Source organism: Pseudomonas sp. MWU13-2100 (genome assembly GCF_023242365.1).
Classification (GTDB): domain Bacteria; phylum Pseudomonadota; class Gammaproteobacteria; order Pseudomonadales; family Pseudomonadaceae; genus Aquipseudomonas.
In genome coordinates, this window is sequence record NZ_JALLIX010000003.1 from 63419 (window position 1) to 85201 (window position 21783).

Here is a 21783-nt window from a genome sequence, read left to right on the forward strand (position 1 = left end):
GCAAACATAGACTCGGGCTTCTGGCAAAAGTTCTCCCCCTTCAAGCAAGTTTCCTGTGGCCCGCCGAACGGACACACACGAAAAACGCAGCACGGCCAACGCCGACTGCGTGAATAATCTGGTCGTCGAATCTGCTTGCGAAGGCCGTCTCAGGCACCTCGCATAAAGCCGACGCTGTCCCCTTCTTTCAGGCACCCCGCATGGGAGCCTGGAGCCCCGTAAAAGTTCCCGGAACCCCCAGCGGGTAATGGCATTGTGATAGTTATGCTGACCACGACTGCCTGAGCCCTGGTTATAGCTGAAAAATCATCGCCTTACCCTGCAAAAGCGCATGCACGGCGGCATGGACTGGCGCACACTCGGCACCCACAGCCCTTTCACAATGCCACAAAGGCCCGGCTATTGTGCCGCTCCCCCCAGCCATATACTAGTGGGCTGTCGGGCGGGGCCCGGCAACTGCCCCCGGGCGCTTTTTTCGGATGTTTCAGATGAGCCGACATTTTCAACACGATGTGCTGGTCATTGGCAGCGGTGCCGCCGGCCTGAGCCTGGCGCTCACCCTGCCCAGCCATCTGCGCATTGCCGTCCTGAGCAAGGGCAACCTGGCCAATGGTTCGACCTTCTGGGCCCAGGGCGGAGTCGCCGCGGTGCTCGACGACACCGACACCGTGCAGTCCCACGTCGAGGACACCCTCAACGCCGGCGGTGGCCTGTGCCACGAAGACGCCGTGCGTTTCACCGTCGAGCACAGCCGCGAGGCCATCCAGTGGCTGATCGACCAGGGTGTGCCGTTTACCCGTGATGAAGCCGCCAGCGCCGATGACGGTGGTTTCGAATTCCACCTCACCCGCGAGGGTGGCCACAGCCATCGGCGCATCATCCATGCCGCCGACGCCACCGGCGCGGCGATCTTCAAGACCCTGCTGGAGCAAGCCCGCCGGCGCCCCAATATCGAGTTGCTGGAACAACGGGTGGCCGTCGACCTGATCACCGAAAAACGCCTGGGCCTGGCCGGCGACCGTTGCCTGGGGGCCTATGTGCTCGACCGCGGCACTGGCGAGGTCGACACCTATGGCGCACGTTTCACCGCGCTCGCCTCGGGTGGCGCGGCCAAGGTCTACCTCTATACCAGCAACCCCGACGGCGCCTGCGGCGACGGCATCGCCATGGCCTGGCGCTCGGGCTGCCGGGTGGCGAACCTGGAGTTCAACCAGTTCCACCCCACCTGTCTGTATCACCCGCAGGCCAAGAGTTTTCTCATCACCGAGGCCCTGCGTGGCGAAGGTGCGCACCTGAAGCTGCCCAACGGCGAACGCTTCATGCCGCGCTTCGACCCACGGGCCGAGCTGGCACCACGGGACATTGTGGCCCGGGCCATCGACCATGAAATGAAGCGCCTGGGTATCGACTGCGTCTACCTGGACATCAGCCACAAGCCCGAAGCCTTTATCAAGACGCACTTCCCGACGGTGTACGAGCGCTGCCTGGAATTTTCCATCGACATTACCAAAGGTCCGATCCCGGTGGTCCCGGCCGCGCACTACACCTGCGGCGGGGTGCTGGTGGACCAGCAGGGCCGTACCGATGTGCCCGGTCTCTATGCCATCGGCGAGACCAGCTTCACCGGCCTGCACGGTGCCAACCGCATGGCCAGCAACTCGCTGCTCGAATGCTTCGTCTACGCCCGCTCGGCGGCGGCGGACATTCTCCGGCAACTGCCCCAGGTCGCCGTGCCGGCCGCCCTGCCGAGCTGGGATGCGAGCCAGGTGACCGACTCCGACGAGGACGTGATCATCGCGCACAACTGGGACGAGCTGCGGCGTTTCATGTGGGACTACGTCGGTATCGTGCGCACCAACAAACGCCTGCAGCGGGCGCAACATCGGGTGCGCCTGCTGCTGGACGAGATCGATGAGTTCTACAGCAACTACAAGGTCAGCCGCGACCTGATCGAGTTGCGCAACCTGGCCCAGGTCGCCGAACTGATGATTCGTTCGGCCATGGCGCGCAAGGAAAGCCGAGGCCTGCATTACACCCTCGATTACCCGGACCTGCTGCCCGAGGCGCTGGACACTATCCTGGTGCCGCCCACCTACGCCGACTGAACTTCAAGCGTACCCGCAGGCGCCGATGCACATCCGGCGCCTGCGCATCCCAGGGCACGCACAGCGCTCGGACCCGGCGCTCGCCCGGCAGGCGAAAACGCAGCAGCACCAGCCCCGGCAAGGCCAGGCTGTCGCGGCACAATTGCACCGGCTGCCAGCCTGTGGCCTGGCTCCACAGCTGCCAACCCTGCCCGTCACGGCGCAAGCCGGTAAAGGCCGACGGATGACTGAGCAGCAATTGCCGCGGCAACACCCAGGCACCATGCAGCAGGCACAGCAAAGCCCCGGACAGACTGGCCCAGAGCGAGATATCCAGCCAATAAAGCGAAACCAGCGCCAGGCCCAGGGCCCCGAGATACGCCGCCGGCAACAGCCGTGAGGCCTGCCAGCGACATTCGAACAGATTACTTGGGCTGGACACGATCCAGGATCATGCGAACCATTCGCTGCAGCTCCGGATCTTGCGACTCGGACCGCTCCATGAACCAGCCGAACATGTCCTGGTCTTCGCATTCGAGCAGGTTGCGATAGCAGTCACGGTCGGCCTGGCTCAGATGCGGGTACACCTCCCTGACGAACGGTACCAGTAACACGTCCAGCTCCAGCATGCCGCGACGGCTGTGCCAATAGAGGCGATTGAGTTCTACATCTTCGACCATGGAGCGCTCCTCAAATTTGAGCGCAAGTATACAGCCCTGCGCGCGCGCCGACAGTCGGCTTTGGTCGGGGACGCCGGCGGCGTTGTGAACTACCCATTTGCCAGGCGCCCCTCTATGATGTCTCCCATCCTTTTTCCGCTGCGATGACCCATGGCCGATTCCGCTTTTTTCTGCACGCTGACCCACGAAGGCGTTCTTGCCGTCCGCGGCTCCGACGCCGCCAAGTTTCTCCAGGGCCAACTGACCTGCAACCTCAACTACCTGAGTGACGCCCGGGCCAGTCTCGGTGCCCGCTGCACGCAGAAAGGCCGCATGCAGTCGAGCTTCCGCATCCTGCTCGAAGGCGACGGCGTGCTGCTGGCGATGGCCAGCGAACTGCTCGAAGCGCAACTGGCGGACCTGAAAAAATACGCCGTGTTCTCCAAATCCAAACTCACCGACGAAAGCGCCGGCTGGGTCCGCTTCGGACTCGGCGACGGCGACGCCGCCTTGTCAGGCCTGGGCCTTGAGCTGCCGGGCGAAACCGACGCCCTGGTCCACGCGGACGGCTTGATGGCGCTGCGGGTTTCCCCGGGGCGCAGCGAACTCTGGGTTCCGGCGGATCAGGCCGCCCGGGTGCGCGAACATCTGGCGGGCGTGTTGCGCGAAGCCGATCTGAACACCTGGCTGCTGGGCCAGGTACGCGCCGGTATCGGCCAGGTCATGCCGCAGACCCGCGAACTGTTTATTCCGCAAATGCTCAATTTGCAGGCGGTCGGTGGCGTAAGCTTCAAGAAAGGCTGCTATACAGGGCAGGAAATCGTCGCCCGCATGCAGTATCTGGGCAAGCTCAAGCGTCGCCTTTATCGTCTGGCACTGGTCGCCGAACAACTGCCGGAACCGGGTAGCGCGCTGTTCGCCCCCTCCCATGGCAGTGCCATCGGCGAAGTGGTGATCGCCGCCCGGGCGGAAAATAGCATTGAACTACTGGCCGTGCTGCAGGCCGAAGCTGCGGAAGCAGGTCATGTCCATCTGGGCGATTTGCAAGGTCCGGCCCTGACACTGCTGGACCTGCCCTATCAACTGGACCGCGATAGCGAAATCCAGCGTTAACCGCACCGCCCTAGAGAATTGAAATGAACAAGCTGGCGGAAAAGGTCCAACGGGATTTGGTCAAGGCCATCGACAACGATGACCTGGTTCTGCCAACGCTCCCGGAAGTGGCCCTGAAGATTCGCAAGGCGGCGGAAGATCCGGAGATCAGCGTCAGTACCTTGAGCAAAGTGATCGGTGGCGACACCGCGTTGTCGGCGCGCTTGATCAAGGTGGTCAACAGCCCCTTGCTGCGGGCCAGCCATGAAGTTACCGACTTGCACACCGCCATCACCCGGCTGGGCGTCAACTACAGCAGCAACCTGGCCATTGGCCTGGTCATGGAACAGATTTTCAATGCCCGCTCCGAAGTGGTGGAACAGAAGATGCGCGAGGTCTGGCGCAAGAGCCTGGAGATCGCCGGGGTCTGCTACGTGCTGTGCCGCAACTTCACCCCGCTCAAGCCGGACCAGGCGGCGCTGGGCGGGCTGGTGCACCAGATCGGTGTCCTGCCGATCCTGACCTATGCCGAAGACCACTACGAGTTGCTCGCCGATCCGCTGAGCCTGGATCATGTGATCGACAGCATTCACCCGTTGCTCGGCGACGAGTTGCTGAAGGTCTGGGAATTTCCGGAAATGCTCGCCAAGCTGCCCGGGCAATACCTGAACCTGGAGCGTGACAGCAAGGGCATCGATTACATCGGCCTGGTGCAGATTGCCAGTGTGTTTTGCCATCAAGGCACCGGGCATCCTTTCGGGCAAATAGCGCTGGGCGACTTGAAAGCCTTTATCAAGCTGGGGCTTGATGCGCAGAGCAGCACGCTCAGTGATCAGCTCAACGAGGCACGGGAGATGTTTCGCTAAAAAACTGTAGGAGCCAGCTTGCTGGCGATGGTCGTTAACGATACCGCGGGGCAGTCGATACCCTACGGCGCCTGGACTACCATCGCGAGCAATCGAGCGTCGACCGGCTGCTCCTACAGGTTCTTTAATGTTTTCAGGAGGCGGCGACAAAGCTCACTCGAACCTTCAAGCCGTGTGGCCGGGCATCATGTAAAGTGATCTGCGCCAGATGCGCCCGGCAGATCTCGCCGACAATCGCCAGTCCCAGCCCTGCGCCGACGCCCTGCTGGTGGCGCCGGTAAAACCGCTCGAACACCCGCTCACGCTCCTCCTGGGCAATCCCCGGTCCGTCGTCCTCCACTTCCAGCACCGCCGGCAAGCCGACCCGCAGAATCACATTGCCGCCCGACGGCGTATGAGCCAGGGCATTGTCCACCAGGTTACTCAAGAGTTCGTTGAGCAAGGTCGGCTCACCCCGTAGCCACACGGCTTCATCAGCCTCCAGCGCCAATGCCACGCCCCGCGCATGGGCCAGGGGCGCCATCGCCATGCCCAGCTCCCGAGCAAGCTGACTGAGGTCGAGCAATTGCGCGCCGCCCTCGGCAATCGCCCGTGCGCCATTTTCGATCCGCGCCAGCGACAGCAACTGGTTGGCCAGATGGGTCAGGCGGTCCGTGCCCTGGCTTGCGATCTCCAGGGTCTCGCGCCAGGTCGTCGGTTCCGTCGCTCGCAAGCCCAGCTCAAGACGCGCCTTGAGCGCGGCCAGCGGCGTGCGCAACTCATGGGCGGCGTCGGCGATAAACTGCCCCTGGCGCTCGAACTGTCGACGCAGGCGCTCGGTGAAATGATTGAGCGAGCGCACCAACGGCTGCAGCTCATGCTGCACCTCCACCAGCGGCAAGGGCCGCAGATCATCCGGCTGACGCTCCTCCACAGCCGCGCGCAAACGTTCCAGCGGACGCAACGCCGCGCTCACGGCAAACCCCACCAGCAATAGCGCCCCCAGCGCCAGCATCCCCACGCGCAACAGCGTGTCGGCCATCAGGCTGCGGGCCAGGTTCTCCCGGGCCTCAACGGTCTCGGCCACGCGAATTTCCGCCGTGCCGTTCATATTCGGTTCGCTGACCACCTTGAGCAGGCTCACCACCCGCACCTTCTGCCCCCGATATTGGCCATTGTAGAACCGCGCCAGCGCCGGATAGTCATCGGTGCGCGGCGTGCCGGGCGGTGGTGCTGGGAGGTTTTCGTAACCGGAAATCAACTGCCGGTGGATGTCGTCGACCTGATAGTAGATCCGCCCGGCGCTGTCATAGGCAAAAGTGTCCAGAGCGACATACGGTACATTGACGCTCAGGCTGCCGTCGCGTTGCGACAGGCCCGCGGCGATGGTTCGCGCCGAGGCCAGCAGGGTGCGGTCATAAGCCGTGTCCGCCGCCTCGCGACCATTGTAGTAGGCACTCCAACCGCTGGCGAGCATCAACACCACCAGCAACAGCGCCAGGTTGCGCAGCAGCCGCCAGCGCAGACTGCCGGCCTTATGCATCGCGATGCTCGAGCAGATAGCCGAGACCACGAAAGGTGACGATGGCCACCGCCTGGCCGACGAGCTTCTTGCGCAGACGATGTACGTAGATTTCGATGGCTTCGGTGCTGGCCTCCTCATCCATTCCGAAGACCTGCGCGGCCAACTGCTCCTTGCTCATCACCCGACCGGGTCGGGCAACCAGCGCTTCGAGCACCGCGTGTTCACGAGACGTTAGGGTCAACAGTTCGTCGCCGAGGGTAAAACGCCGGGTGTCCAGATCGTAGACCAACGCACCGCAACGCTGCTGACGCTCACCGCCCAGAACGCTGCGCCGTAACAACGCCTTGACCCGCGCCTCCAGTTCGCTGAGCTCGAACGGCTTGGCCAGGTAATCGTCCGCCCCCAGGTTCAGCCCATGGACGCGGTCCTTCACATCACTGCGCGCGGTCAGCATCAGTACCGGCAGGTTCTTGCCCCGTGCACGCGAACGGGCCAGCACCTCGAACCCGTCCAGGCGCGGCAGGCCCACGTCAAGAATCGCCACGGCGTATTCCTGACTGCTCAATGCCAGGTCAGCGGCCACCCCATCGTGCAGCACATCCACGGTCAACCCCGCGCTCTTGAGCGCCTGGGCCACACTTTCAGCCAGTTGGGGATGGTCTTCGACCAGAAGCACACGCATGGTTTTCCTACCTAGACAAGGGTGACGTCAAACGCCCTTCCGGGGCCCGAGTCTACCGGATAAACAAACCACCGCTAGCCATCACCGCCTCTGTTTGCAGGGCCTACCACAATGAAAGCATAGTGAAAGATTGAACCGTTATAATCCCTTAACGGGAAGTTACGAGCACTGCCGCTACCACCCCTGAAGCCGAAAACACTTCAACGTGGTGGCGCCCGCACAAGAACAATAACGGAGTACTCCACCATGCCGCCATTACGCACCTTCGCCCGCGCCGCCGGGTGTTTACTGTTTGCCGGACAGCTCTTCGCCGCCGAACCCGAACACCCCGAATGCATCGCCCCGGCCGCCCCCGGTGGTGGGTTCGACCTGAGCTGCAAGCTGGCGCAAAGCGCGCTCCTCAACGAACAAATCCTCAGCACGCCCATGCGCGTCACCTATATGCCCGGTGGCGTCGGAGCCGTGGCTTACAACGACGTGATCACCCAGCACCCGGCCGATGCCAACACCCTGGTGGCCTGGTCCAGCGGTTCGCTGCTGAACCTGGCGCAAGGCAAGTTCGGCCGTTTCGATGAAGGCGCCGTGCGCTGGCTGGCCACCGTTGGTACCAGCTACGGCGCCATCGCGGTGAAAAGCGACTCACCGTATAAAACCCTCGCCGACCTGGTCAAGGCACTGAAGGCCGACCCGCGCAAGGTGGTCATCGGTTTTAGCGGCACCGTTGGTGGCCAAGACTGGATGCAGGCCGCGCTGATCGCCAAGATTGCCGGGATCAACCCGCGCAACCTGCGTTACGTGGCCCTCGAAGGGGGTGGCGAAATCATCACGGCCTTGCTGGGCGGGCAAACCCAGGTCGGCAGTACCGACACTGCCGACTCCATGCCGTACATCCAGAGCGGCGACATGCGCCTGCTGGCGGTGTTCGCCGAACAACGCCTGGACAAGCCGGAAATGAAGAACATCCCCACCGCCAAGGAGCAAGGCTACGACATCGTCTGGCCGGTGGTGCGCGGTTTCTACCTGGGGCCCAAGGTCAGCGACGAAGACTACGCCTGGTGGAAAGCCGCCTTCGACAAACTCCTGGTTTCGAAAGAGTTCGCCAAGCTGCGCGATGAGCGCGCGCTGTTCCCCTTCGCCATGACCGGCCCCGAACTCGACACCTATGTGAAGAAACAGGTCGCCGACTACAAGGTGCTGGCCAAGGAATTCGGCCTGATTCAGTGATCGCCTCCGCCTAGCGTTCGCGCCCCCGGCCAGGGGGCGCGCCACAGGAGTTCGCCCCATGCTTTTACAACGACTGTTCGCCGTCGTGCTGCTGGCCTGCGTCGGCCTGGCCCTGATGGCCTGACCCTATCAGGCGGCCTTTTTCTACGAACCGGTCGGCCCGCGCGCTTACCCGCCGCTGATGCTCGGCCTGATGGGCCTGGGCTTCGACGTCACCCTGAGCCTCTACAATCTGGTGACCGCTCTGTGCGGACCCTGTGCGGCACCGTCGTCGGCCTGCTCCCAGGCCTGGGCCCGATCAATGGCGTGGCGCTGCTGATCCCGATTGCCTTCGCCCTCGGTCTGCCGCCGGAATCGGCGCTGATCCTGCCGGCGGCGCTGTACCTGGGCTGCGAGTACGGCGGGCGGATCAGCTCGATCCTGCTCAATATTCCCGGCGAGGCCTCCACCGTGATGACCACCCTCGACCACTAGCCCATGCTTGCCCGCGCTAAGCAGCCCTGAAACCTGTGACAGCGTTCTGCCTGGCACAATGAGATCGCTGACTATAGGGCCGCTTCGCAGCCCAGCGCGGGCAAGCCCGCTCGCCACAAATCTTGGCGTGACTTGAGATCTCTCTTAACTGACCCGCCCCCCCCTGCCGCCCAAGGCCGTCAGAGCGGCGGCAACGCCCACTGAATCGGCGCCAGGCCGTTCTGTTCGAGGAACTTGTTGGTTCGGCTGAAATGTCCGCAACCGATAAAGCCGCGATAGGCCGACAGCGGTGACGGATGCACCGACTTCAAGACCAGGTGCTTGGTCGCGTCGATCAGCTTCTGCTTGCCCTGGGCATGGGCGCCCCACAGCAGGAACACCAGTTTGTCCTGGCGCTCGCTGACCACCTCGATAATCCGATCGGTAAAGAACTGCCAGCCGCGATTGGCATGCGAAGCGGCAATGCCGCGCTCCACGGTCATGGTGGTGTTGAGCAGCAACACGCCCTGCTCGGCCCAGTTTTGCAGATAACCGTGCCCGGGGATGTCGATATTCAGGTCACGCTGCAACTCTTTATAGATATTGACCAGCGAGGGTGGCGCCGGGACGCCCGGCTGCACCGAAAAGCACAGTCCATGGGCCTGGCCCGGGCCGTGGTACGGGTCCTGGCCGATGATCACCACCTTCACCTGATCCAGCGGCGTGCTGTTCATCGCATTGAAGATCAGCGGTCCCGGCGGATAGATCTCCTTGCCGGCGGCACGCTCCTGGCGCAGAAATTCTCGCAACTCGCTCATGTAGGGCTTGTCGAACTCTTCACGGAGCGCCTGCTTCCAGCTGGGCTCAAGTTTGATGCGGTCGTCGTCGGTCATGATCGTATCCGGAAATAACAAATTGGGGCGGACACTAGGAAAGCCCATCACGCTTGTCAATTGATCCGAGACAGAACCGGCACTTTCCCACACAAGGATCATACTGTGCATTCAACGAGTAGCGAGGTCACGATGAACCTGCATTTCGAAGAACTCACCGGTATCAACGGCGCCCGCCTGGGAATCGCCACGCTGGATGCCGAACACACCCTCAATGCGCTGTCCCTGCCGATGATCCAGGTCCTGGACGAACGTCTGGAGACCTGGGCGCGGGATCCGAACATCGTCTGTGTGCTGTTGCGCGGCAACGGCGCCCGGGCTTTCTGCGCCGGTGGCGAGGTGCGTAGCCTGGCCCAGGCCTGCCAGGCCCACCCGGGGGCCGTGCCACCGCTGGCCAGCGTATTCTTCGCCTCGGAGTACCGCCTCGACTACCGCCTGCACACCTACCCCAAGCCGGTGCTGTGCTGGGCTCATGGTTACGTCCTCGGCGGCGGCATGGGCCTGCTGCAAGGCGCCGCCATTCGCATCGTCACCCCGAGCAGCCGCCTGGCGATGCCGGAAATCGGTATCGGCTTGTACCCGGATGTCGGTGCCAGCTGGTTCCTGTCAAGGCTGCCGGGCAAGCTGGGCTTGTTCCTCGGCCTCACCGGCGCGCAGATGAACGCTCGCGACGCCATCGACCTGGGGCTGGCCGACCGGCTGCTGGGCGACGATCAACAGGAAGAACTGATCGAAGGACTGTTGCGGCTCAATTGGCAGGAACAGACGGCAATGCAACTTAACAGCCTGCTCAAGGCGCTGGAACGTCAGGCCCGCGAGCAGCAAGCGCAACCGCAAGCGCAATGGCTGCCGCTACGCGAGCGCATCGATGAACTGCTGGATGTCAGCGACGTGCGCTGCGCCTGGAAAGCCATTGCGCAGTTGGCCGAAGACGCCGACAAACGCCTGGCCCGGGCGGCCAGGCAACTCAAGGAGGGCTGCCCGCTGACCGCGCATCTGGTCTGGGAACAGATCGCTCGGGCCCGGCATTTGTCGCTGGCGCAGGTGTTCCAGATGGAATACACCCTGAGCCTCAACTGCTGCCGCCACCCGGAGTTCAGCGAAGGCGTGCGGGCGCGGCTGATCGACAAGGACGGCGAACCGCGCTGGCATTGGCCGGATATCGCCGCGGTGCCGGAAGCGGTGGTCGAGGCACATTTCCAGAAGGCCTGGGAGGGACGCCACCCACTGGCGGACTTGTCAGACTACTGAGCGGCATCCCGGTTGGTCCCGGCTAGTTGTCCCGGCCATCATGACCACGGCCACCGCCACCACGGTGACCGTGGCCGCCATCGCCGTCGTCGCCGCGCCATTGATGCCGATCCCAGCCCCAACCCCGGTTCGGATAAGGGCGATAGGTCGGCGCCGGTGCGTAATAGCGTGGCGCCGGTACATAATAATCACGCCGGTAGTAGGAACCGCCACCGTAGTAATAGGCCGGTGCCGGTGCGGTGTAGACATCGGAGCGATAGTAGCTGGGCCCACCATCGTAGTAGGGCACGCACGCGGACAGCGCCAGGGACAGGCTTGCAGCGAGAAGGATTCGAGGGTGCATGGCGGCCTCCCGGACCGCTAAAGGGCGCCGGACAGCGACGCTGTCCGACGTAAGCGGGCCAATGCCTGCCTACACCAGATCAGACCGCGAAACCCTCGACGAGTGCCCCGGCGGCGAAAATTCCGCCACAACACCAGCCAGCACTTACACCACAAAATCTGTAGGTATTTAATTGGAGCCTGTGGCAGCGGAGCTTGCCCGCGAAGCCTGTGACGATCTTATAGATGCCATCGCCAGCAAGCCGGCTTCCACAATGTCCGTGTCAAACCGAGACGCCTCATGCAACCGAAGATCTATGTGGGAGCGGAGCTTGCCCGCGAAGCTTCTGGCGCCCTCACGGGCCTCTTCGCGGCGGTGCAGCGCCCCCGACAAGCTCCGCGCCTACACAAAACCGCTCCCGCTATGCTCCGGGTTTTGCGCTGATCTGCTCCTGCAGGTTCTGGATCTGGTTCTGCAAGGTGGTGATATTGCGCGTGACCTGCCCACGGAAGGCATCGAACTCCGCCGTGTTGGAGCCCGCCTGCCCACCCGCGGCCTGACGGTTGTCCTGCTCACTCTTGAGCACGATCAGTTCCTGTTCGATACGCTCGACCGCCGCACTGCCATTACCCTGCTTTTTCAAGGCGGCAATTTCGGCGGCATTGCTCTTCACCTGCGCGTCGAGCTTGCCGGCATCACCCTGGGCGCCCTTCAGGCTGGCGACTTCCGCCGCCAGGCTTTTGACCTGGGCCTGCAACTGGGTGTTGGCGCTCTGCTGGTCCGCCGTCAACGCGCTCATCTGTTGCAGGCGTTGCTCAAGACCGGTGGCCTGCCCGGCAACGCCCTGCTGCTGGCGGCCCTGCTCAAGCAACTTGCCTTCGAGCTGACGGATCTGCAACTTCAGCGCTTCGCTGTCGCTGTTGACACTCGACTCGCTGGCGACCACCTTGCCGGAAATCGCCTGCAAGCGCCCCGCCGCTTCCTCGCTGATACGCGCGAAGCTTTCCTGGGTCGCCACCAACTGCTGCTCCATCAGGGTGATCTGCTGGAAACTCCACCAGGCCAACCCGGCAAAGGCAATGAACAAGGCCCCAACCAGCGCCCAAAGCGGCCCGGTACTCGGCACCTTGACCTTGAGCCGTGGTGTGGCGGCAACCTGGGTACGGGTGCGTTCGCGTACGGGGGCGACACCGGCGTGATCATCATGGTCGTCCGCATCGGCACGCAGGCTGGGCACATCATCGAAATCGTCGTTGGCATCGTTACGCATGAAAGAACCTTTCTGAACCGCAGTGATAGCGAAATGCAGCGAGTATACCGCCCAAGCCCGCCGCTCTGATCGACCCTGAACCCGGAATTCGGTTCAGTCGTGGTAAGCGAATATTTAAACGGCTGCCGGCTCCTGGGCTTTCCACCAGGTACAGAACTCGTCGAGGGCCGCCCACAGGCTGACCTTGGGGTCGTAACCGAGATAGTGCCGTGCGCGGCTGATGTCCAGGGTGAAATCCTTGTTCATCACCTGCATGCCCAGGCGCGACAGGGTCGGCTCGGGACGTCCAGGCCAGAGGGCACAGGCACTTTCGTTCAAGGCGGCGACGCTGTAGGCCAGGCCGAAGGAGCGATAACGGGTCACCTGTGGCACCTGCATCTGGCGCATCACGTAGTTCACCACATCCCACAACGGAATGGGCGTGCCATTGCTGATATTGTAAGCCTTGCCCAGGGCCGAGTCGCCGACCTGCAAACTGCTCAGCAAGGCTTCGTTGAGGTTGTGCACGCTGGTGAAATCGACCTTGTTCAGGCCGTTGCCGACAATCGACAGCCGGCCTTTGCGCTGCATCTTCAGCAGGCGTGGGAAAATGCTCATGTCGCCGGCACCGGTGACGAAACGCGGGCGTAGCATCAGCACTTCGAGACCGAACTCCTGGGCACCAAAAACCTTCTGTTCAGCCAGGTACTTGGTCGCCGCGTAAGGGTGTTTGAAACGCTTGGGGACCTGCTCCTCGGTCAACCCCAGGTGCGAGCGACCGTCGAAATAGATCGAGGGCGACGACAAGTGCACCAGGCGCCGGACCTGCTGCTTGAGACAGGCCTCGACCACATTCTCGGTGACCAGCACATTGCCCTGGTGGAAGTCCTGGTAACGCCCCCACAGGCCCACCGCGCCGGCGCAATGCACCACGGCCTCGACATCACGGCACAGCTCGCGGACCAACTGCGGGTCCGTCAGGTCGCCCTGGATGAACTCGGCGCCACGCCGCACCAGATGCTCGACGCTCTCGGCCCGGCGGCCGTTGACCCGCACCTCATGGCCCTGCTCCAGGGCGCAACGCGCAAAGCGCCCGCCGATAAAGCCGCTCGCGCCGGTGACCAGAATTTTCATGTCGTGCTCCAAATGCCTTGATTCGTGTTGCCTGCTACTTAAACGCTGCCCGTCACGCCAGAGGCACCAACCATCGCGCCGCCGAGCGCGCCAGATGCTCGGTCAACTGCCCGAGCAATTGCCCACCGTTGCGCCAATGATGCCAGTACAACGGCACCTCGATGGTTTTATCCGCAATCAATTCCACCAGGCTGCCTTGGGCCAACTGCCCGCGCACCTGCAATTCCGGCACCAGCCCCCAGCCCAGGCCGGCTTCGGTCAGGCGGATAAAGCCTTCCGATGACGGGCACAGATGATGTTCGAAACCGCCCTCCACGCCCAGTGCCGCCAGGTAACGGTGTTGCAGGAAGTCATCCGGACCGAACACCAGCGCGGGCGTGCGGGCCAACGTCTGCGCATCGATGCCCCGGGGAAAGTGCCGGGCGACAAACGCCGGACTGGCCAACGCGCGATAACGCATCGCCCCCAGCAGCACGCTGCGCGCACCGGCCACCGGGCGCTCACTGGCGCAGACACACGCGGCGACCTCGCCGGCGCGCATGCGCTTGAGACCCACGGTCTGGTCCTCCACCACCAGGTCCAGCAGCAGGTGCTGGCGGGCACAGAAATCCCCCACCGCCTCACCCCACCAGGTCGCCAGGCTGTCGGCATTCAGGGCGATACGCAGGCGTTCCGGCAGGCCCTCCTCATCCAACGCCGGCACCTGGCTCTGCAGGTCGCGCTCGAGCAGGCGCACCTGCTGCACATGGTTGAGCAGGCGCCGGCCAATTTCGGTCGGGCTCGGTGGCGTGGTCCGCACCAACACCGGCTGGCCGACCCGGGCTTCGAGCAACTTGATCCGCTGGGAAATCGCCGACTGCGACAACCCCAGCACCTGGGCCGCCCGTTCGAAGCCGGCCTGCTCGACCACGGCCGCCAGGGCGGAGAGCAATTTATAGTCGAACATCAGTTTTCCTAATGGGCGATCATCATTATTGGTTTTTCTTATACAACATCGCCCCGCAGAATGCCCACATTCACTGCTTACCCAAGGACACCGACATGGCCGGCGAAACTTCCCTGAGCGTGCTGCTGCGCAGCATGAGCCCCGAACTCAACGAGGGCGACTACGTTTTCTGCACCCTGACCGACACCAGCCTGCTCAACGGCCACGAGCCGATCGGCAGCTTTCGCGAACCCGAGGGCCTGACTGTGATCCTGCGCCGCGAGGACGCCCAGGCCCTCGGACTGCCGTTCGACTACCTGGCGGCCTGGATCACCCTCAACGTGCATTCGGCGCTGGAAGCGGTCGGCCTCACGGCCGCCTTCGCCGGCGCCCTGGGCCAGGCCGGCATCAGTTGCAACGTGATCGCCGGCTATTACCACGATCACCTGTTCGTCGGGCGCGACGACGCCGAGCACGCCCTGCAGGTCTTGCGGCAACTGGCCGAGCACGGGGAGTAACGTCATGTGGCAAAGCTATCTGAATGGCATGCTGGTGGCCGCCGGCCTGATCATGGCGATCGGCACGCAGAACGCCTTTGTCCTGGCCCAGAGCCTGCGCCGCGAACACCACCTGCCAGTGGCGGCCTTGTGCGTGCTCTGCGATGCGATCCTGATGACCGCGGGGGTCTTCGGCCTGGCCACGGTCCTGGCGCACAACCCGACGCTGCTGGCGTTCGCCCGCTGGGGCGGCGCGGCCTTCCTGCTCTGGTACGGCGGCCTGGCGCTGCGTCGGGCCTTTTCCCGGCAGAGCCTGCAACAAGGCGCAGGCCAGACCGCGCGCTCACTGCGCGCCGTGCTGCTCAGCGCCCTGGCGGTGACCCTGCTCAACCCCCACGTGTACCTCGACACCGTGCTGCTGATCGGCTCCCTCGGCGCCCAGCAGACCGAGCCCGGCGCCTACGTGATGGGGGCCGCCAGCGCTTCGCTGCTGTGGTTCTTCAGCCTGGCCCTGGGCGCGGCGTGGCTGGCCCCGTGGCTGGCGCGCCCGGCCACCTGGCGCCTGCTCGACCTGCTGGTGGCCGTGATGATGTTCGGCGTCGCCGCCCAGTTGATCGGCGTCGGCTGACTTATTCCAAAAGGCTCTGGAACCTCTATCCCACACAGTTGTTGCGTGGTTAAGCCGCCACCCCGGTGCTATGATCCGAGTCTTGCGCCGCAAAGAGTACAAACTCCCCGGCGCACGCCTGTATGGCCGCCGTGATCGGCCTTGCGCTCACCGCAACTGACCTGATTAGGAGAATCACCATGGCTTTCGAATTGCCTCCGCTGCCTTATGCACATGATGCCCTGCAGCCGCACATCTCCAAGGAAACCCTGGAGTACCATCACGACAAGCACCACAACACCTATGTCGTGAACCTGAACAACCTGGTGCCAGGCACCGAGTTCGAAGGCAAGACCCTGGAAGAAATCGTCAAGTCTTCCTCCGGCGGCATCTTCAACAACGCCGCTCAGGTCTGGAACCACACCTTCTACTGGAACTGCCTGGCGCCAAACGCCGGCGGTCAACCGACCGGCAAGCTGGCTGAAGCCATCAACGCCGCGTTCGGTTCCTTCGACAAGTTCAAGGAAGAGTTCACCAAGACTTCCGTCGGCACCTTCGGTTCCGGTTGGGGCTGGCTGGTGAAAAAAGCTGACGGTTCCCTGGCCCTGGCCAGCACCATCGGCGCCGGCAACCCGCTGACCAGCGGCGACACCCCGCTGCTGACCTGCGACGTCTGGGAACATGCCTACTACATCGACTACCGCAACGTTCGTCCGAAGTATGTCGAGGCGTTCTGGAACCTGGTGAACTGGAAATTCGTCGCCGAGCAGTTCGAAGGCAAAGCCTTCACCGCTTGAGACTGAATCCGCTTCGCAAAAAAAACCCGGCCTCGCCGGGTTTTTTTATGCCTGCCGCAGCGACAGGAACTAACCTGAATAATCCGGGAAAATGACGCGCCTCCCTCAAGTAGACAGCTTGAGCGACCGACACAGTCTTCATGGCCTGAAAAGGTCCGGGAGCTACCTGATCGGCCAAGCAAGAGCACGGGTTCTCGCCGTTTGCATTGTCCCTTTGACTGACCGGGCCGGATTGCCAATACTCATGGCAACTTGATGCCATCCGCACGGAACAAGGAATAGCCCTTTGAAGCTGGAATTCAAGAACAGCTTGTCGGTGAAGTTGCTCCGGGTCGTACTGCTGTCGGCGCTGATCGTCGGCGTTGTATTGAGCTGCGCGCAGATCGTCTTTGATGCTTACAAGACTCGACAAGCCGTGGCCAGCGATGCCCAGCGCATTCTCGACATGTTCCGCGACCCCTCGACCCAGGCCGTCTACAGCCTCGACCGCGAGATGGGCATGCAAGTGATCGAGGGCCTGTTCCAGGACGACGCCGTACGCATGGCCTCCATCGGCCATCCCAACGAAGCCATGCTCGCGGAAAAATCCCGCGACCTGCAAAAAACCGCCAGCCGCTGGCTGACCGATCCGATCCTCGGCCAGCAAAGCACCTTCAGTACGCAACTGGTCGGTCGCGGCCCCTACAGCGAATATTACGGCGACCTGAGCATCACCCTCGATACGGCTACCTACGGCCAGGGTTTCCTGGTCAACTCGGTGATCATCTTCATCTCCGGTGTGCTGCGGGCGCTGTTCCTCGGCCTGGTGCTGTATCTGGTCTATCACTGGCTGCTGACCAAACCGCTGTCGCGGATCATCGAGCACCTGAGCACCGTCAACCCCGATCGCCCCAGCGAACACCAGTTGCCACAGCTCAAGGGTCATGAAAAAAACGAGCTGGGCATCTGGGTCAACACCGCCAACCAGTTGCTGGCCTCCATCGAGCGCAATACCCACCTGCGTCACGAAGCGGAAAACAGCCTGCTGCGCATGGCCCAGTACGACTTCCTCACCGGCCTGCCCAATCGCCAGCAGTTGCAGCAGCAGTTGGACAAGATCCTGGTGGACGCCGGGCGCCTGCAGCGCCGGGTCGCGGTACTTTGCGTAGGCCTGGACGATTTCAAGGGTATCAACGAGCAGTTCAGCTATCAGGTCGGCGACCAGCTGTTGCTGGCCCTGGCCGACCGCCTGCGCGCCCATAGCGGCCGCCTCGGCGCCTTGGCCCGACTGGGTGGCGACCAGTTCGCCCTGGTCCAGGCCGATATCGAACAACCCTATGAAGCGGCCGAGTTGGCCCAGAGCATCCTCGACGATCTGGAAGCGGCGTTTGCCCTCGACCATCAGGAAATCCGCCTGCGCGCCACCATCGGCATCACCTTGTTCCCGGAAGACGGCGACAGCACCGAAAAACTGTTGCAGAAAGCCGAACAGACCATGACCCTGGCCAAGTCCCGCTCGCGCAACCGCTACCAGTTCTATATCGCCAGCGTCGACAGCGAAATGCGCCGCCGTCGCGAGCTGGAAAAAGACCTGCGCGAAGCCCTCAGCCGCAACCAGTTCTACCTGGTCTACCAGCCGCAGATCAGCTACCGCGACCATCGAGTGGTGGGCGTCGAGGCGCTGATCCGCTGGCAGCACCCGGAACACGGCCTGGTGCCACCAGACCTGTTCATTCCCCTGGCCGAACAGAACGGCACCATCATCGCCATCGGCGAGTGGGTGCTGGACCAGGCTTGCCGCCAGTTGCGCGAATGGCATGACCAGGGTTTCAGCGACCTGCGCATGGCGGTCAACCTGTCCACCGTACAACTGCACCACGCCGAACTGCCGCGGGTAGTCAACAACCTCATGCAAATGTACCGCCTGCCGCCGCGCAGCCTGGAGCTGGAAGTCACCGAGACCGGTCTGATGGAAGACATCAGCACTGCTGCCCAGCACTTGTTGAGCCTGCGCCGCTCCGGCGCGCTGATCGCCATCGATGACTTCGGTACCGGCTACTCGTCGCTGAGTTATCTCAAGAGCCTGCCGCTGGACAAGATCAAGATCGACAAGAGCTTCGTCCAGGACCTGCTCGATGACGACGACGATGCGACCATCGTCCGGGCGATCATCCAGCTGGGCAAGAGCCTCGGCATGCAGGTGATCGCCGAGGGCGTGGAGACCGTGGAACAGGAGGCCTACATCATTTCCGAAGGTTGCCACGAGGGCCAGGGCTACCACTACAGCAAGCCGCTGCCGGCCCGTGAGTTGGCAGCGTATCTGAAGCAGGCACAGCGCAGCAATGCGGCAATCCTGTAAGGCCCGGGGCCAACAAGCTCGCCCCTACAAAACACGCCGGAATCAATCGACGTTTTAATACCAGATATTTCAATCACCAAGCCCTTTACACAGAATGCAAATCTTTCGCATTATGTGGCGGTTTTGCGGGGCCGCGTGCCTCCGTCCCCCCTCTCGAAGCAGGATGTTCGCCATGATTCGCATGCCCCTGGCCACCGCCAGCCTGTTGGCCATCGCCATCGCCCTCGTCGGTTGCGGCGACAAGGACAAGGAAAAATCCACGGCGGCCACCCAGGCCCCTGCCGCCGCCGCCCAGGCGTCCACCGATGATGCCGCCGCCAAGGTCGATGAAGCCGCCGCCAAGGCCGTGGTCGCCCACTACACCGAGATCGTCTTCGCCGTGTTCAGCGATGCCGAATCCACCGCGAAGAACCTGCAGGCCGCTGTCGACGCCTTCCTCGCCAAGCCGGACGAAACGACCCTCAAGGCCGCCCGCGCCGCCTGGATCGCCGCCCGCGTGCCGTACCTGCAAAGCGAAGTGTTCCGCTTCGGCAATACCATCATCGATGACTGGGAAGGCCAGGTGAACGCCTGGCCACTGGACGAAGGCCTGATCGACTACGTCGACGCCTCCTACGAACATGCCCTGGGCAACCCGGCCGCAACCGCCAACATCATCGCCAACCCGCAGATCCAGGTCGGCGAAGACAAGGTCGATGTCAGCGAGATCACCCCGGAAAAACTCGCCAGCCTCAACGAGCTGGGTGGCTCCGAAGCCAACGTCGCCACCGGTTACCACGCCATCGAATTCCTGCTCTGGGGCCAGGACCTGAACGGCACCGGCCCCGGCTCCGGCCGCCGTCCGGCCTCGGACTACCTGGAAGGTCCAGGCGCCACCGGCGGGCACAATGATCGTCGACGTGCCTACCTCAAGGCCGTGACCCAACTGCTGGTCAACGACCTCGACGAAATGGTCGGCAACTGGAAACCGGATGTGGCCGACAACTATCGCGCCAGCCTGGAAGCCGAACCGGCTGAAAGCGGCCTGCGCAAAATGCTCTTCGGCATGGGCAGCCTGTCCCTCGGTGAACTGGCGGGCGAGCGCATGAAGGTTTCCCTGGAAGCCAACTCGTCGGAAGACGAGCAAGACTGCTTCAGCGACAACACCCATAACTCGCACTTCTACGATGCCAAGGGCATCCGCAACGTCTACCTGGGCGAGTACACCCGTGTCGACGGCAGCAAACTGACCGGTCCGAGCCTGTCATCCCTGGTGGCCAAGGCCGACCCGGCCACCGATGAAGCACTCAAGAACGACCTGCAAGCCACCGAAGCGAAGATCCAGATCATGGTCGACCATGCCAACAAGGGTGAGCATTACGACCAGTTGATCGCAACCGGCAACGAGCCCGGTAACAAGATCGTGCGCGATGCCATCTCGGCACTGGTCAAGCAGACCGGCTCCATCGAGCAGGCGGCGGCCAAGCTGGGCATCAGCGACCTGAATCCGAATAACGCCGATCACGGTTTCTGATTGGTAACACGGTCTCTAGTCTGACCAAAACTTGTGGCGAGCGGGCTTGCCCGCGCTCGGCTGCGAAGCAGTCGTAAAACCGCTGAACTCGGTCTACCTGATAGATACGGTTCGCTGGTTTTAGGGGCGCTTCGCGCCCCAGCGCGGGCAAGCCCGCTCGCCACAAGACCGTACCATGCCGCAAATAAAGCAAATGCCAATCCCTCTTATTCAAATGTATCGGGACTGATAAACTTGCTCCCGGTCCTTCTAACACCCTGGACACCGATGCCCTCGCTGCCCCTTCGCCTGTCGACGCTGCTCCTGGCCATTGGCCTGGCCGCCTGCGACAACGCTCCGCGCTTTACCAAGCCTGAACCCGGCGAAGCTCGATCCGGCGGTAGCACCACGGTAGACAAACACGACCGTAACGCCTTCTCGCAACCCTTGGCCAACCTCTCGCTGGAGCGGCGGCTGGACTTCAGCGTCGGCAACAATTTTTTCCGCAGTCCCTGGGTCATCGCCCCGTCCACCACCGCCGCCCGCGACGGCCTCGGTCCGCTGTTCAATACCAACGCCTGCCAGAACTGCCATATCAAGGACGGGCGCGGCCATCCGCCGGCACCGGGCGCGGACAACACGGTGTCGATGCTGGTACGTCTGTCGATTCCCAACAACCCGATGTACGCCAACCTGATCGAACGCCAGGGTGTGGTGCCGGAACCGGTCTACGGCGGACAGTTGCAGGACATGGCCATCCCCGGCGTCGCTCCGGAAGGCAAGGTGCGGGTTGATTACGAAGCCGTGCCGGTGCGTTTCCAGGACGGCACGCAAGTCGAACTGCGCCGACCGACGCTGCGCATCACCCACCTGGGCTACGGTCCGATGCACCCAAAGACGCTGTTTTCCGCGCGCATCGCCCCGCCGATGATCGGCCTCGGCCTGCTCGAAGCGATTCCCGAGCAAGCCATCCTGGCCAACGCCCGGCAGCAGCAACGCCTGGGGGTCAACGGCCGCCCGAACCGGGTCTGGGACGATGCCCGGCGCAAGACCGTCCTCGGCCGCTTTGGCTGGAAGGCCGGGCAACCGAACATCAATCAACAGAACGTCCATGCGTTTTCCAGTGACACGGGCCTGACCACCAACCTGCGCCCCTTCGACGACTGCACCCCGACCCAGACCGACTGCCTGCAAGCCCCCCACGGCGGCGGTGCGGATGGCGAACCGGAAGTCAGCGACAACATCCTGCGCCTGGTGACTTTCTATACTCGCAACCTCGCAGTACCGTCCCGCCGTGACGTCGGCGCGGCGCAGGTGCTGGCCGGCAAGAGCCTGTTCTACCAGGTCGGTTGCCAGGCCTGTCATACCCCGCAGTTCACCACCTCGGCCACGGCCGCAGAACCCGAGCTGGCCAACCAGCTGATCCGCCCCTACAGCGACCTGCTGCTGCATGACATGGGCCCCGGCCTCGCCGACCAGCGCAGCGAGTTCCTGGCCGACGGCAATGACTGGCGCACCCCGCCGCTGTGGGGCATCGGCCTGACGCAAACCGTCAGCGGCCACACCCAGCTCCTGCATGACGGTCGCGCCCGCAACCTGCTCGAGGCTGTGCTCTGGCATGGCGGCGAGGCCCTGCCGGCGCAACAACAGGTGCTGTCGTTCAATGCCGAACAACGCGCCGCGTTGCTGGCCTTCCTGAACTCTTTGTAAAAGG

Annotated in this window: 20 protein-coding genes and 2 pseudogenes; 13 read left to right on the plus strand and 9 right to left on the minus strand. The window is 63.2% G+C overall.

From position 1 onward, the window contains the following. Window positions 1-488: 488 nt before the first annotated feature. Complete coding sequence (gene nadB / locus M5B99_RS03280) at window positions 489-2105, plus strand: L-aspartate oxidase (protein WP_248802631.1); 1617 nt, start codon at window positions 489-491, stop codon at window positions 2103-2105. Here the strand turns inward: nadB and M5B99_RS03285 are convergent. Both M5B99_RS03285 and M5B99_RS03290 read right to left on the minus strand, forming a co-directional pair. Continuing rightward, the gene (locus tag M5B99_RS03285; RefSeq protein WP_248802632.1) at window positions 2074-2526 is read right to left on the minus strand and encodes a protein YgfX; all 453 of its coding nucleotides are present in this window, start codon (window positions 2524-2526) and stop codon (window positions 2074-2076) included. The two genes, nadB and M5B99_RS03285, sit on opposite strands and share 32 nt — an antisense overlap. After that, the gene (locus M5B99_RS03290) at window positions 2510-2764 is read right to left on the minus strand and encodes a succinate dehydrogenase assembly factor 2 (protein ID WP_248802633.1); all 255 of its coding nucleotides are present in this window, start codon (window positions 2762-2764) and stop codon (window positions 2510-2512) included. The genes M5B99_RS03285 and M5B99_RS03290 overlap by 17 nt, the downstream gene beginning before the upstream one ends. Window positions 2765-2914: 150 nt before the next feature. Between M5B99_RS03290 and M5B99_RS03295 the strand changes: the two genes are divergently transcribed. Both M5B99_RS03295 and M5B99_RS03300 read left to right on the plus strand, forming a co-directional pair. Continuing rightward, window positions 2915-3856, plus strand: coding sequence for a YgfZ/GcvT domain-containing protein (locus M5B99_RS03295; protein WP_248802634.1), 942 nt, complete (start codon window positions 2915-2917; stop codon window positions 3854-3856). Between the two features lie 23 nt (window positions 3857-3879). Beyond that, window positions 3880-4701, plus strand: coding sequence for an HDOD domain-containing protein (locus tag M5B99_RS03300; RefSeq protein WP_248802635.1), 822 nt, complete (start codon window positions 3880-3882; stop codon window positions 4699-4701). A 133-nt stretch (window positions 4702-4834) separates the two neighbouring features. Here the strand turns inward: M5B99_RS03300 and M5B99_RS03305 are convergent, their stop codons facing one another. Beyond that, the gene (locus M5B99_RS03305) at window positions 4835-6223 is read right to left on the minus strand and encodes a sensor histidine kinase (protein ID WP_248802636.1); all 1389 of its coding nucleotides are present in this window, start codon (window positions 6221-6223) and stop codon (window positions 4835-4837) included. Further along, complete coding sequence (locus M5B99_RS03310) at window positions 6216-6887, minus strand: response regulator (protein WP_248802637.1); 672 nt, start codon at window positions 6885-6887, stop codon at window positions 6216-6218. Before M5B99_RS03310 ends, M5B99_RS03305 begins: the two co-directional genes overlap by 8 nt. A gap of 246 nt (window positions 6888-7133) precedes the next feature. Here M5B99_RS03310 and M5B99_RS03315 point away from each other — a divergent pair, with 246 nt between their 5' ends. The 3 genes and pseudogenes from M5B99_RS03315 to M5B99_RS03325 all read left to right on the plus strand — a co-directional run. Beyond that, window positions 7134-8111: a Bug family tripartite tricarboxylate transporter substrate binding protein gene (locus M5B99_RS03315; RefSeq protein ID WP_248802638.1), complete on the plus strand. Its 978-nt coding sequence runs from the start codon at window positions 7134-7136 to the stop codon at window positions 8109-8111. A gap of 58 nt (window positions 8112-8169) precedes the next feature. Then, window positions 8170-8316, plus strand: a pseudogene (locus M5B99_RS03320) (tripartite tricarboxylate transporter TctB family protein); the annotation flags it as partial. After that, a pseudogene (locus M5B99_RS03325) lies at window positions 8293-8579 on the plus strand (tripartite tricarboxylate transporter permease); the annotation flags it as partial. The pseudogenes M5B99_RS03320 and M5B99_RS03325, both read left to right, overlap by 24 nt. Window positions 8580-8764: 185 nt before the next feature. Here the strand turns inward: M5B99_RS03325 and ung are convergent. After that, window positions 8765-9457, minus strand: coding sequence for a uracil-DNA glycosylase (gene ung, locus M5B99_RS03330; protein ID WP_248802639.1), 693 nt, complete (start codon window positions 9455-9457; stop codon window positions 8765-8767). Between the two features lie 132 nt (window positions 9458-9589). On the opposite strand from ung, the gene M5B99_RS03335 reads away from it, so the two are divergent. After that, window positions 9590-10708, plus strand: coding sequence for an enoyl-CoA hydratase/isomerase family protein (locus M5B99_RS03335; RefSeq protein ID WP_248802640.1), 1119 nt, complete (start codon window positions 9590-9592; stop codon window positions 10706-10708). A 22-nt stretch (window positions 10709-10730) separates the two neighbouring features. Here the strand turns inward: M5B99_RS03335 and M5B99_RS03340 are convergent, their stop codons facing one another. The 4 genes from M5B99_RS03340 to M5B99_RS03355 all read right to left on the minus strand — a co-directional run bounded on the left by M5B99_RS03340 (window position 10731) and on the right by M5B99_RS03355 (window position 14359). Next, the gene (locus M5B99_RS03340; protein ID WP_248802641.1) at window positions 10731-11051 is read right to left on the minus strand and encodes a hypothetical protein; all 321 of its coding nucleotides are present in this window, start codon (window positions 11049-11051) and stop codon (window positions 10731-10733) included. A gap of 400 nt (window positions 11052-11451) precedes the next feature. Continuing rightward, window positions 11452-12300, minus strand: coding sequence for an ATPase (locus tag M5B99_RS03345; RefSeq protein WP_248802642.1), 849 nt, complete (start codon window positions 12298-12300; stop codon window positions 11452-11454). A 114-nt stretch (window positions 12301-12414) separates the two neighbouring features. Continuing rightward, entirely contained in the window at window positions 12415-13413 is a 999-nt protein-coding gene (locus tag M5B99_RS03350; RefSeq protein WP_248802643.1) for an NAD-dependent epimerase/dehydratase family protein, read from the minus strand. Window positions 13414-13465: 52 nt separating this feature from the next. Continuing rightward, window positions 13466-14359, minus strand: a complete 894-nt coding sequence (locus M5B99_RS03355) for a LysR family transcriptional regulator ArgP (protein WP_248802644.1) — start codon at window positions 14357-14359, stop codon at window positions 13466-13468. A gap of 95 nt (window positions 14360-14454) precedes the next feature. Here M5B99_RS03355 and M5B99_RS03360 point away from each other — a divergent pair, with 95 nt between their 5' ends. The 6 genes from M5B99_RS03360 to M5B99_RS03385 all read left to right on the plus strand — a co-directional run bounded on the left by M5B99_RS03360 (window position 14455) and on the right by M5B99_RS03385 (window position 21779). Next, window positions 14455-14856 carry an ACT domain-containing protein gene (locus tag M5B99_RS03360; protein ID WP_248802645.1) on the plus strand — a complete coding sequence of 134 codons (402 nt, stop codon included), beginning with the start codon at window positions 14455-14457 and terminating at the stop codon, window positions 14854-14856. 4 nt (window positions 14857-14860) lie between these two features. Continuing rightward, on the plus strand, window positions 14861-15463 hold the full coding sequence (locus M5B99_RS03365; RefSeq protein WP_248802646.1) for a LysE/ArgO family amino acid transporter: 603 nt from the start codon (window positions 14861-14863) through the stop codon (window positions 15461-15463). A 179-nt stretch (window positions 15464-15642) separates the two neighbouring features. Beyond that, window positions 15643-16239, plus strand: coding sequence for a superoxide dismutase [Fe] (gene sodB, locus M5B99_RS03370; RefSeq protein ID WP_103498275.1), 597 nt, complete (start codon window positions 15643-15645; stop codon window positions 16237-16239). Window positions 16240-16525: 286 nt separating this feature from the next. After that, complete coding sequence (locus M5B99_RS03375; protein ID WP_248802647.1) at window positions 16526-18577, plus strand: putative bifunctional diguanylate cyclase/phosphodiesterase; 2052 nt, start codon at window positions 16526-16528, stop codon at window positions 18575-18577. 172 nt (window positions 18578-18749) lie between these two features. Continuing rightward, a complete protein-coding gene (locus tag M5B99_RS03380) occupies window positions 18750-20090 on the plus strand; it encodes an imelysin family protein (protein ID WP_248802648.1) in 1341 nt (446 codons plus the stop codon). A 267-nt stretch (window positions 20091-20357) separates the two neighbouring features. After that, window positions 20358-21779 (plus strand): di-heme oxidoredictase family protein, encoded by a 1422-nt coding sequence (locus tag M5B99_RS03385; RefSeq protein ID WP_248802649.1) that lies wholly within the window; start codon window positions 20358-20360, stop codon window positions 21777-21779. The last annotated feature ends 4 nt before the right edge of the window (window positions 21780-21783 follow it).